The following is an 11840-nucleotide window of genomic DNA, read 5'->3' on the forward strand; positions in this document are numbered from 1 at the left end:
CGCCGTACGCGCTCATGTCGCGTCCGGCATCATCGGCCACGAGGTACAGGATATTCGGCCGCTCCGGCGTACCGGGGGCCGACCCTCGGTTGGCCGCTTCGGGAGCATGAGGCTTTTTGAAAGCCAGCAAAACCGCGACTACGGCTAGGAGAAACAAGAGAGCCAGTTTTTTCATGGAATGGAGTTGGTGGAAGAATTGGATTTTCGCAGATGGGTGGAAACTATGCAAAGGTATATAGCCCAACCATAAGGAGGCTGTCAACTACGAAATTTACCCAACTCCCCGACAAACCTAGTGGAAAAATACCAAATCTTCGTTGGATCATCGTTCGCTATCGGAGCCCAAACCCTTACCTTTGCACAATATTTCCACCGCGTTGAAAGCCATGACCAGAAAGGAGTTAAACAAAATCGTCGTTCTGCTGGGCGTACTGTCGGCCCTCGGTCCGTTCAGCATCGACATGTACCTGCCGGGCTTCCCGGACATTGCCGAGGATTTGGGCACGACCATACCCAAAGTTGGCTATTCGCTGACCAGTTATTTCGTCGGAATTAGCGTCGGACAACTAATTTACGGCCCCATAGTGGACCGTTTTGGCCGCCGGATACCGCTGATTTTCGGCCTGTCGCTCTATGTAGTTGCCGCCATTTGCTGCGCCCTCTCACCTACCATCAATTGGCTCATCGGACTGCGCGGCCTTTTGGCCATCGGCGGCTGCGCGGGAATGGTAGCGGGACGCGCCGTAGTACGTGATCTTTTTCCACCCGCCGAAATCGCTAAGGTACTTTCCACTCTCATGCTCATCATGGGCGTAGCCCCGCTCATCGCGCCAAGCATCGGCGGCTGGATGGTCACCGCCCTGGGCTGGCGTGCTATTTTCGTGACCCTGGCGGCGATTAGCGCCTCTATGTTAATAGCCGTCCTTTTTTTTCTGCCCGAAAGCCGTGGCGCGGACAAATCGGTGCGACTCGATCCGGCGTCAGTCACCAAAAAGTACTTTCACGTCCTGAAACAACCCGCCTTCATCGTCTTCGGCATGGCGGGAGCCTTCACGCTGGGTAGTTTGTTTGCCTACATCAGCGGCTCGCCTTTCATTTACATGGAAAAATTCAATTTCACCCAAACGCAGTACGGCCTTCTGTTTAGCCTGAATTCTTTCGGATACATCGGCGGCAGTCAGGTCAACCGCATTTTGTTGAAGCGGTTCGACAGTCTGCGCATTGCCGAAATGGCCTCGTTAACGGTAGCGGTCCTGGGTTTTCTGATGGTACTTAGTGCGGTCACGCCCGGCATTTCGGGTTACGTGATGCTGGGTTTTCTGTTCTTATTCCTGTTCATGAGCGGACTCCTCGGCCCCAATTCCACCGCCCTGGCTCTGGAACCCTTTTCCGAAAACGCGGGAACGGCCTCGGCCCTGATCGGCTTTACCCAAATGCTGTTCGGCGCGTTGGGTTCCGCTTTAGTGAGTGCGCTACACAACCATACGGCTCTTCCCATGACGGGCGTAATGGCGGGCTGCGCCTTGGCGAGCGCGGGGTTGATTTTGGGGCAAAGGGTACTTTTGAAGCGGCGGACGATGGCTTTGCAACGCTAAGGGAGATTTTTCCTACTTTTATATTTCTCAAACCAACCCGAGCGACAATATGCTGACCGTACACCCGCAAATAATCACCGACACTGTTGGCAAGAAACTGGTGGTTCTGCCCCTCGAAGAATTTAACGCCATGCTGGAAGAACTGGAAGATTTGGAAGATGTCCGGCTCTACGATGAAGCGAAGCGGGAAGATGATGGGCAAAGTATTTCGCTGGAAGACTATTTGAAGCAGAGAGAGGCCAGGAAAAATGGCTAAATACGAGGTTCGCTTAGTCAAAAAAGCCCAGAAGCAATTAGACAAACTTCCAGATTTGGTCGCTGGGCCTATCCTGAAAGTAATTTTCAACTTGAAATTCGATCCTCGTCCTCCCGGTTCCAAGAAATTGAAGGGACGGAGCAGCTATCGGGTTCGTAGCGGAAATTACCGGGTCATCTACGAGGTGTTGGACACTCAACTCGTAGTGAAGGTCATTGCGCTTGGACACAGGAAAGATATTTACGGATAAAAATATGCCTATTGCCCAAACCCCTCCCCCGCCCTACTACGCCGTGATCTTCACCAGCCTGCGCACCGAAGGCGAAAACGGCTACGCTGCTATGTCCAACCGCATGGTAGAACTCGCCACGCAACAGCCCGGCTACCTCGGCTACGAAAGTGCGCGGGAAGGGGTTGGCATTACGGTTTCTTACTGGGAAAGTCTGGAAGCAATCCGGGACTGGAAAGCACAGACGGAGCATCTTTTTGCTCAACAAGCGGGACGAGATCGGTGGTACTCGGCATACAAGGTGAGAATTTGTTTGGTGGATCGGGATTATGGGTTTGAGGTATAAATATTTTATGGTCAAATAGTTATTGCCGGATCACATCCTTCTCACTCTAATTCCAAAAGCCCGTTGCGGGTTTTCAACCATGAGCTGATTGATTTCCTGAAGAGGGTAGCCGTGGGCTTTCAGGGCTGGCAGCAGGGCCTTTGGGATTGCATCGTAAGGGCGAATAGCTCCGCCCCTGGGAAATGAATTGCCGTCGTGGGAAAGCAGTACTTTGTGGAGCAGTCCTCTTGACTTGAAAAGGTCGATTTTACGCAAATAGTCGGTAATATTTTCCTGCTTCACTCCGTCCAGCGAAATCCACGCCCCCCTCTCGGCGGCGCTCAGTAGTTCCTCCACATCTTCAACCTTGTCGGCATGAGCCCATATCCAGGCAGTCGGGCTCAGGTTGCTTTTCTCCAATAGCTCCAACTGCCTCCGGGCCGCCTCGACATTGTTGCCTGTGTGTACAACGAGCGGAAGACCGGTGCTCAGGTGGGTTAGTATGCCCGCTCTAAACAATTTCAAATCAATTTCCGAAGGAGCACCACCGTCGAAAGCCAATTTTACAAAACCCGGCCTGATGCCTGTATCGTCAATTCCGTTTTTGAATTCTCCGATCCAAATTTTGGCTATTTCCTCCGCATTTAGCCGATAGGCGAGTTCCGGAACGTAACGGTCGCTGGCTGCTGCGTAGAAGCCCGTATTGGTCACGATTTGCAGGCCTGTCGAGTCGGCAAGTGCTTTGAGGATGTGTACGTCACGGCCAAAGTAAGCCGCCGTGCAATCGAATACCGTCGTTATTCCCTGCGACTTAACATTTTTCAGGTAGGGTACTACCTGACCAAACAAGTCACCCTGATCGTACCGGGGTATGTACTCGGGCTCCGCTCCAAAGTTGGACATGATGTGTTCGTGCGTCAGGGAAAAGCCCAGCTCTTTGACAGAAATTTTCCCATTTACGGTGAAGGTGTATTCGTCGTGAATACTTCTTTTTGCTGTCTGGCAGGTACTTAGCAGAAAGATAAGTACGCTTGTTTTGAGGACTAACTTCATGAATGGTTGCGAAAGCTGGTAATGGGTTTTGGCTGGGGCTTATTTCCGGTGATTTGAGGGAATTCCTGGTTGAGAATTGATTTTAGAGGCAGTTCACTTTACTTTTAAGGTTGTTGTTCTGCTGCTCTACCCACATTTCCCGTAACAATCCTTATTGATATGAATGCTCCCCTCACCCCTGAATTCAAAGCCCAGTCCCTTCACTACCTCCACATGAACACGCCACGCATCGTCCAATGCCTGGATCTGCTAAGCGAAGCCGAGGTATGGCAACGGCCCAATGCCTCGTCCAACAGCGTGGGCAATTTGATTTTGCACCTCTGCGGGAACATCAGGCAGTACATTGTTTCGGGCCTGGGCAAGCAGCCCGACGACCGCGAGCGCGACGCGGAGTTTGCGGCGGCGGGCGGTTTTACCAAAGAAGAACTCCTGCAAAAGTTGGAAGTCACCGTACAGGAAGCGGCGAAGGTAATCGAGGCTTTGGACCAGGGCAATCTATTGAGTGAGCGCGTGGTTCAGGGATTCTCGCTCACGGGTGTAGCCATCGTCATTCACGTAGTGGAGCATTATTCTTACCACGCCGGGCAGATTGCTTTTTGGACTAAGCTTTTGAAGGACAAAGATCTGGCTTTCTACGGCGATAGAGATTTGAACGCGAAGAATACATTTTGATGGAAAAGCGCAAGGATGGCGTTGGTACTTTCTTCGCCCGATCAGCGGCGGAATGGCGGGCGTGGCTGGCAGAGAACCACGCCACCGCCCAAAGCGTGTGGTTGATTATTTACAAAAAAGCCAGCGACATTCCCAGCGTGTATTATCCCGAGGCGGTAGATGAAGCCCTCTGCTTCGGCTGGATCGATAGCAAAGGCAACAAACGCAACGCGGAAAGCTACTTCCAGTTTTTTTCAAAACGCAATCCGAAGAGTAATTGGAGCGGCGTCAACAAAAGAAAAATCAAGAAACTGCTGAAAGAAAACCGCATGGCCCACGCCGGACTGGAAATGGTGGAAATCGCCAAAAAATCGGGGACGTGGGATGCGCTCAACGACGTCGAAAACGGGATCGTGCCCGAAGATCTTATGAACGCTTTCGAAAAGTATCCACAGGCAGCCAAACACTTCGATGCTTTCCCTAAGTCCGTCAAACGAGGAATTCTGGAATGGATTTTCAACGCCAAACGGCCTGCCACCCGACAGAAACGAATAGAAGAGACCGCCGCTCTGGCTGCCGAAAACAATAGAGCCGCGCAGTGGAAGAAGGATAAAGAGTAAGTACTGAGTTTTTGGTTCGGGGGACTGTAAGTGAAATGCTATGGCTGATATTTGCCGAACCAACCAGGTACTCTGCATTAGGTACGAAGTGCCTTTGTGGCGCTGAACGAACCGAACCGCCGGACGGCTGTGGAGTTATAACCTAAGTTCCGCAAGGACGGGCCAATGATCTGACACATAAACATCATCCTTTTTTAAGGTAACAAATCCGTGTTTTTGTACTTTGAAATGCTTGGTAGCAAACACGAAGTCAATGTAAGGACGCGGAGCGGATTCTTTGAAACCATTGAACGAAGCCTCGCCGCCAAAGTGTGGAGTCGCAGAGCGAGTTTGGGTATTGTAGAGTTTAGGTGATTTCAAATCCAGAATGGTCTGAACGCCTTTGGAGCCGAGAGGTGTGTTGAAGTCGCCCGTGAGAAGTGTGGGTAGTCCTTTGGCGAGTTCGGTCATTTTGGCGGCGATGACCTTAGCGCTTTCCTGGCGGGAGGTTTCGCCCACATGGTCGAAGTGGGTATTGACAAACATGATTTCCTTTCCCGTTTTGATCTCTTTGAACTTGGCCCAGGTCGCTATGCGCGTGATGGCAGCATCCCAGTCCTTGCTGGCTACCACTTCGGGTGTCTTGGACAGCCAGAAAGTACCACTATCAATAACTTTGAAACGATCTTTGCGGTAAAAAATGGGCGAGAATTCGCCTTTCTCCTTGCCATCGTCGCGACCTACACCAATCCAGGCGTAGTTGGGCAGGCGTGCTTGCAAATCGTTGATTTGAGTCAGCAGGGCTTCCTGCAAGCCCGCGAAATCCACATCGTTGTCAGTAAAGACCGACGCGGCCAGATCTTTGCGGTGCGACCAGGCGTTGACGCCGTCTTTTTCGGTGGCATAGCGGATATTAAACGATAGGGCGCGCAAGGTTTCAGCGGCGTTAGTCTTGGAGTAAAAACCAAACAGGACGGCAAGCAACAGAATTCTTTTCACGGTATGTTGTAGTTTTGAACCAATTATTTTTTGGCAAAATACACAAACCTTCCCAACCACTCCCTGTGAAATCGCTCCTTTTTTATCTCTCGAAACACCAATGGCCCGCCCTGCTGTGGACGGCCCTCATCGTACTGGCTTGCAGTTGGCCGGGAAAAGACCTACCCGAATCGCCCGTTGTGGGTTTTGATAAGATTGTCCACGTCGGCATGTTTGTGGGTTGGACAATGCTCTGGCTTTTCCTGTATCCCGAAAAAAAGTTTCTCATCATTACGCTGGGAATTGCCTTCGGGGTATTTTTAGAGTTTTATCAACAGTGGCTTCCCTTTGACCGTACTTTCGACTGGTGGGACGCAGCGGCTGACGGACTAGGTACGATTTTGGGACTGTTTGGTTACCTTCTATACCCCAAAACTTCATGAATGAGCGTTAGGGTTGTTACAGCATGAGAAACACGGTCTGCACACATATAACCATCCTTCTTCTACTGCTCACGGCACACTACGCAGAAGCTCAGCAAGCCTACGTTTCGCTACAAAACGGCGACTTGGTTGAGATCGACGTGGAGCAGTGCACCAGCCGACGCATTGGCCGAACCAGCGTACCTATGTACGACATCGCCATTGGCCCGGGAGGAGTCATGTACGGAATAGGTCAGGACAACAGGCTGTATAAGATTGATCTCAAGGATGCTACCACAACACTCATCGGCCCCCTAAAACCTAAACAGGGAGACGACTTTAACTCACTGGTTTTCAGCGACTCAGGAATTATGTATGCCGCGACCAATCAGTCCACTTTTCTATACAAAATAGACACTACCAATGCCAATCAAACTGAGCTTGGGAACATTGGCTACCAGGCAGCGGGCGATCTAACTTTTTTTGATGGGGTACTTTACATGGCGGCCCGAAACAACTTTCTAATTAGGGTAAACATCGCAAACCCTGAGAAATCTGCTCCGGTGGGAAAGATGAACGCCGCAGGTGCCATTTTCGGGGTAGTTACCGTTGGCTCGATCGACTGTAAAGGCGGACGACCAAAGATGTATGCCCTTGGCGGAAATCTGCTTTATGAAGTTTCCCTCGCCGATGCCAGCACAAAGCGCGTCTGCCCCAATTTGAGACTCAATTCCACTATCTACGGGGCGGCATCGGCCGTGGAAGCCACTCCTCAGCTTCGCGCTAACGCGGGCCGGGACACCTTGCTTAACCTTTGCGAAAATACCAACCAAATCAGGTTAGCCCCCTTAGTGGGGCTGAAAGATTCCGCAGGTACTTGGTATGGCCCGGAACAGTTGGCTTTGACATCCGATCCGATCGTGGATATCTCCGGTCTGTCACCGGGAACCTACCGGTACTTTTACACCGTGGGCGAAGGGAATTGTGCCGACACCGCAACGGTGAGCCTTACCCTGGATCGACTCGAACCCGATTTTCCTAAGGATACGACGCTGTGTCAGGGTCAAATGCTGCTCATAAATCTTGAAGATTCTGCGGCGAAATACCTTTGGCAAGATGGAGCTACTACGGCCACCTACTCTATTTCCAAACCAGGGACATTTTCTGTCGAGGTCACGAAAAGCTGTGGGCAAACAGAAGCTACCGTTGAGGTAAATTACGAGACATGTGATGGATGCAACGTGTTCTTCCCTGACGCCTTCTCTCCGAATGGCGACGGTCAAAATGACCTGTTCGGCCCTATTTCCGACTGTCAGTTTTCTACGTTTTCCCTAAGGGTTTACAACCGATGGGGAGAAGTAGTTTTCCAGTCCAATGACCCGAAACAACTTTGGGATGGACGCTTCCGCAGTCAATACGTTTCGTCAGGCACTTATGTCTATCGACTGAATTATCAATTCTTGACTGATCCAGCTCTGCCCGGCGATCGCATGGGTAAGGTGGTCGTGATTCGTTGAAAAGCGTGAAGTACTTTGTTCAATGATTCAGCTGTAATGTACCGCTGTTTTTCACCTCCACTTCTCCTCCATCCATCGATACCTCATAGGCTAGTGCCCTGATCCCGTCCACCGATACGTTGTGGCCGGCTTTGATCGAAACGCGGTCGCTCGGCGTGGGCACACAGGCGCATGACCAGGTGGCTGCATCGTTCCAGTTGCCCGAGGCGACACTCTCAATAAGTGGTGGGGTGTACACGATTCGATTCAGGGTTTGGTTGCGGTTGAGGTAGTACAAATTACCGTCTGGACCAGTGGTCATATTGACAAGTCCGAAGCCAAAATTATCCCCAAAAAGAGTGGAAGTTGTCGTCGGCGTGCTAGCTGGGTCAATGTATCTGATCCAGCCATTGCAATAGTCCATGAAGAAGTACTTGCCCAAATACTGGGAGGGGTAGTTGGTACTCGCTGGGACAAAGAATTCCCCACCCAACACAGAGCAGCCCGTGTTGTTGGTGCTTCCGCCGATGTTGTTGTTTTGGTAGTAATAAGCCGGGCCGTCGAATCCAGCTTCGGGAGGCCCTTCCTGCGTGGGCCAACCGAAATTCTGTCCGGCGGCCGTCGCATCGTTGACTTCCTCGTACTGGTTTCCTCCCACGTCGTTGACAAATATTTTGCCTGTATTGAAATTTACGTCGAAACTATACGGATTCCTCAACCCTATGGCCCAGGTGCGCTGACTGGCCGGGGTCGGAGGGCTGCCGTCGGGGGTAGTTGAATAGAACGGATTATCCGTCGGGGCCGAGCCATCCGCGTTGATTCGAAGAAAGTTGCCCAGGTAGGTGTCATAATTCTGCGAATTGGCCGTGTTAGCATTATCGCCAATAGAAACGTACAGCTTGCCATCGGTGCCAAACTGAATGAATCCGCCGTTGTGGTTTGTGGCGCTACTCAAATCATTGAATTCCAGCACCAAAGTTTCGCTTCCTGCCAGCATCAGGTCGGGATTGGCCGGATCGCTCGTCAAGCGGGCTACCCGGTTTCGGCGGGGAGAAGAGGTTCGGGTGTAGTAAACATACACGTACCCGTTACTGGAAAAGTTCGGGTCGAAATCAATGCCCAGCAGCCCCCTTTCGCCGCTCCCATCCACTGTCAGCTGGGCGTAGGAGGTAGTTAAAATCGCACCGTTCTTAAATATCTTTATTTTTCCATTCTGCTCGCAAACGAATAGCCGTCCATCAGGCGCGAAAGCCATCACGGTCGGACGAGCAATGCCACTGGCGAGCGTTTCTTTGGTAAATCCGGCAGGTAAGGTTTGGGCCGAAGCAAGCAGTGATGCGGTGAGAATCAGTAATAATGTAGTGTACAATGAGCGCATAGTCATTCTGTTTTTGTGAGAATATGAACGGTTCGGATGGTCATCCGCAGAATGAGGGGGGGGGGTAGCTTTACTTTCCGCAAAATAGCTTTTTATCTACTTACGGGCAACTTTTCACCAAAAAACTCACAAAAGTTACTACTGGGATAGCAGCAGGCTGCCACCGCTGAGGAAACGCACGTCGCCATTTTGGTAAATGACGTTCCGGGCATGGACGGCAGAATCAATAATGACTGTATGCCTGGCGTTGATTTGAACATCGGTAGCGGCGGTCGGCAAACAGCCGCACGTCCAGGTAGATGCATCGTTCCAGTTGCCGGAGGCGGCACTCTGAATGGCTGACACCACCTGCACGTTGAAAGAGTTTTGCGCCTGACAACCATACGCATTCGTCGCCACGACCGTATAGGTACCCGCCTGCGCCGGGCCGACGTTGTTTAGCACAAAATTCTGCTGGCCGGACGTGAATCCGCCCGGGCCACTCCAGCTGAACTTACAGGCGTTGGACGAGGATGACAGTCCGGTCAGGTCACTGCCCTGACTCACCGTGCCGGGGCCGGAAGCCGAAACGTTGGCAGCCGTAGAAACGGGTACATTCAGCCGGGGCGAGAGTAGAGTGTTTTGGAAATTGTCGATGACTTTTAGACGATACTTGCCCGTCGAGGCCGTCCAGGTCTGCTGGTCGCTGAGGTTCTGGTTGCAGTCGTTTTCGGGCAGCCAACGGTAGGCTCCCCAGCCGCCCGGTCCCTGAAAAGTAAGTTGGTTGCCGCCGGGGCCGCATTGCGTAGTTACGTTGGGCGGCGGCGTGGATAAGTAGGGGTTTGAGTTGGCGAAAAAGGAATCTGTGAGGCTGTTGTCCCAGGCTTGGGCCAGTACAGTAAGGCCATTTCCTGTGAAATGAACATTGTTGGGAGTACGTATTGCCGGGCCTTCCAGCGGGTCGGTTTCGGGGCCGGGAAAAACCTTGGGTAGTACGAGATTTGGATCGTTGCCATTGAGGCCGATTACATCGTTTTGGGCGTCGATGACGGGCTGCCAGATGCGCGACGTGCCATCCTTGGTCATGCGCGAAACCCGCGCCACGACCCACGCCAGATTCGGCTTGCCCGAAAGCGAGCGGCTGGCGTTGATGATCGAGCGCAGTCCGTTTCGGTAGTTTTCACGGTTGTTTTCGGTAAAGTTGTCGTTTTCCCCGTGGTGCCACAGCACGGCTCGGTAGCCCTGCTGGGCGATGTAGTTATTCAGCGCCAGCCGAAGGTGACCGAATGGCATGCCTGCGGGATAGACATTGCCAAAAATTCCGTAAGTCGTGAAGTTTGGGTCGATAGTTTCTACCCAATTGTACATTGAAGTACCCGACCAGCCCGCGTTGAAAATCAGCACGGGGACATTAAGCCGCTGCGCAATTAGATCACCAAAAATTCCCCAGCACCAGGCGTAATTGCCGAAGGGAGCAGTCTTCACAAAATCGTCAAGATGCACGAACTCGGGACAGGGCAATTGAACGTTCGAGTAGGGCTGAATGGTGTTATTATTTGGATTGAGGTTCTGAAAATTGATGCTGCTCACCCGGTCGTCGGTAGCGCTGGGCCCATTGGGGAGACCGTCGCCGCCCGTCGCATTGGATTGTCCGGCCACGAGAAACACTTCGCCGATACCCACCCGATCGACGGTACTGAGGGCTACCTGACTACCGTCACGAATCCCGCGTACATCAAGCTGGTACCAACCGCCCGTCACCATCATGGAGCCGTAGAATTGTCCGCCCGCGGGATTGGTCTGGATCACCGTCCAGGCCGTAGCCGTCCCCTGCCCTTCCGTCCGCGGCACTACCCGCGCCTCAATCCGATCCAGGCAGGCATCGAAATAGCCGCCGATGTACAGCGTAGCCTGGTTGGCATTATTTCGCTGAAATACCGCCCTTGAAGTCGGGAAGGTTACCGTCAACTGCGCCAGTACCTCTAAGCCAAAACCCCACGAGAGCAGAACACACAGTATAATTTTGATTCTCATATATTACCTCTAACCAGCACCTTGGTATGAATGCCGAAATTTTAGTTTATGTTGATGGTGCCTCCATTGGCCATTTGAAGAAATCCAGACTGCAAAGTCAATTTCTTTACCTGGGCGGTGATACCATCGATGGTTATGGTATGCCCATTATGGATTACAACGTCGGTAAAAGAAGAAGGCAAGCAGCCACAATCCCAGGTAGATGGATTGCCCCAACTTCCTGATCCAGCGCTTTGCAGAACAGTTTTCACTTGTACATTCACCATTTGTTGCGCCTGACAACTATAACAGTTGATAGCCGTGACTGTGTAGTCTCCCTGACGATCAGTGGTAACTTGTGGTATTGTGAAATTCTGAGTAGAAGTCATAAATCCTTCGGGTCCTGTCCAGGCGAACGATCCAGCGTTGGTAGAAGTAGAAAATAAGGAGAGATTACTACCCAGACTAACAATGGTATTATTAGAAGCTGCCAAATCTACATTTGTATTGGCTGGAACTTTCAAGACCTGGGAAAGCAGAGCGTTTTGGTAACCATCCGTAACTTTGAGCCTGTAATTTCCGGTAGGAGCCTGCCAATATTGTCCATCGGCCAAAACAGAACTATTTCCCATTTCTGGCATCCATTTGTATTCAAGAAAGCCATTCGGCCCCCGAAAACCCAGGCTCGCCCCGTTGTCCCCGCACGAAGTGGCTACCTCGGGAGGAGGCATAGCTTGATAAGGAACGGAACCACTGAAAAAGGAAGTCGTCAAACTGGCACTCCACACTTTGGCCAACTCAATCAGTCCATCGCCGGAGAAGTGAATGTTGTCGAAGGGTCGGTAGTTGTTGCCGAAAAGCGGGTC

General features: G+C 51.8%; 12 protein-coding genes and 1 pseudogene. 8 read left to right on the forward strand and 5 right to left on the reverse strand.

From position 1 onward, the window contains the following. Positions 1-356: 356 nt before the first annotated feature. The 4 genes from ACEW8P_RS01415 to ACEW8P_RS01430 are packed head-to-tail and all read left to right on the forward strand — an operon-like array spanning position 357 to position 2426. Positions 357-1595, forward strand: coding sequence for a multidrug effflux MFS transporter (locus ACEW8P_RS01415; RefSeq protein WP_373511329.1), 1239 nt, complete (start codon positions 357-359; stop codon positions 1593-1595). A 49-nt stretch (positions 1596-1644) separates the two neighbouring features. Then, complete coding sequence (locus ACEW8P_RS01420) at positions 1645-1851, forward strand: hypothetical protein (protein WP_373511330.1); 207 nt, start codon at positions 1645-1647, stop codon at positions 1849-1851. After that, positions 1844-2101: a type II toxin-antitoxin system RelE/ParE family toxin gene (locus ACEW8P_RS01425; RefSeq protein WP_373511331.1), complete on the forward strand. Its 258-nt coding sequence runs from the start codon at positions 1844-1846 to the stop codon at positions 2099-2101. The genes ACEW8P_RS01420 and ACEW8P_RS01425 overlap by 8 nt, the downstream gene beginning before the upstream one ends. Before the next feature lie 4 nt (positions 2102-2105). Beyond that, the gene (locus ACEW8P_RS01430; protein WP_373511332.1) at positions 2106-2426 is read left to right on the forward strand and encodes an antibiotic biosynthesis monooxygenase; all 321 of its coding nucleotides are present in this window, start codon (positions 2106-2108) and stop codon (positions 2424-2426) included. A gap of 30 nt (positions 2427-2456) precedes the next feature. Here the strand turns inward: ACEW8P_RS01430 and ACEW8P_RS01435 are convergent, their stop codons facing one another. After that, positions 2457-3458, reverse strand: a complete 1002-nt coding sequence (locus ACEW8P_RS01435) for a phosphotriesterase (RefSeq protein WP_373511333.1) — start codon at positions 3456-3458, stop codon at positions 2457-2459. Positions 3459-3617: 159 nt separating this feature from the next. Between ACEW8P_RS01435 and ACEW8P_RS01440 the strand changes: the two genes are divergently transcribed. After that, positions 3618-4130: a DinB family protein gene (locus tag ACEW8P_RS01440; RefSeq protein ID WP_373511334.1), complete on the forward strand. Its 513-nt coding sequence runs from the start codon at positions 3618-3620 to the stop codon at positions 4128-4130. After that, positions 4130-4729 (forward strand): YdeI family protein, encoded by a 600-nt coding sequence (locus ACEW8P_RS01445; protein WP_373511335.1) that lies wholly within the window; start codon positions 4130-4132, stop codon positions 4727-4729. Before ACEW8P_RS01440 ends, ACEW8P_RS01445 begins: the two co-directional genes overlap by 1 nt. A 135-nt stretch (positions 4730-4864) precedes the next feature. Here the strand turns inward: ACEW8P_RS01445 and ACEW8P_RS01450 are convergent, their stop codons facing one another. Further along, the gene (locus ACEW8P_RS01450; protein ID WP_373511336.1) at positions 4865-5707 is read right to left on the reverse strand and encodes an endonuclease/exonuclease/phosphatase family protein; all 843 of its coding nucleotides are present in this window, start codon (positions 5705-5707) and stop codon (positions 4865-4867) included. 65 nt (positions 5708-5772) lie between these two features. Here ACEW8P_RS01450 and ACEW8P_RS01455 point away from each other — a divergent pair, with 65 nt between their 5' ends. Further along, a complete protein-coding gene (locus ACEW8P_RS01455) occupies positions 5773-6129 on the forward strand; it encodes a VanZ family protein (protein WP_373511337.1) in 357 nt (118 codons plus the stop codon). A gap of 23 nt (positions 6130-6152) precedes the next feature. Next, positions 6153-7625 (forward strand): gliding motility-associated C-terminal domain-containing protein, encoded by a 1473-nt coding sequence (locus tag ACEW8P_RS01460; protein ID WP_373511338.1) that lies wholly within the window; start codon positions 6153-6155, stop codon positions 7623-7625. 19 nt (positions 7626-7644) lie between these two features. On the opposite strand, the gene ACEW8P_RS01465 is transcribed toward ACEW8P_RS01460, so the two are convergent. The 3 genes and pseudogenes from ACEW8P_RS01465 to ACEW8P_RS01475 form a co-directional block, all read right to left on the reverse strand. Further along, positions 7645-8982 (reverse strand): sorbosone dehydrogenase family protein, encoded by a 1338-nt coding sequence (locus tag ACEW8P_RS01465; protein WP_373511339.1) that lies wholly within the window; start codon positions 8980-8982, stop codon positions 7645-7647. 138 nt (positions 8983-9120) lie between these two features. After that, positions 9121-10995 carry a sialate O-acetylesterase gene (locus ACEW8P_RS01470; RefSeq protein WP_373511340.1) on the reverse strand — a complete coding sequence of 625 codons (1875 nt, stop codon included), beginning with the start codon at positions 10993-10995 and terminating at the stop codon, positions 9121-9123. A gap of 41 nt (positions 10996-11036) precedes the next feature. After that, positions 11037-11840 (reverse strand): annotated as a pseudogene (locus tag ACEW8P_RS01475) (hypothetical protein); the annotation flags it as partial.

The sequence above is a fragment of the Persicitalea sp. genome (assembly GCF_041751555.1).
GTDB lineage: Bacteria > Bacteroidota > Bacteroidia > Cytophagales > Spirosomataceae > Persicitalea.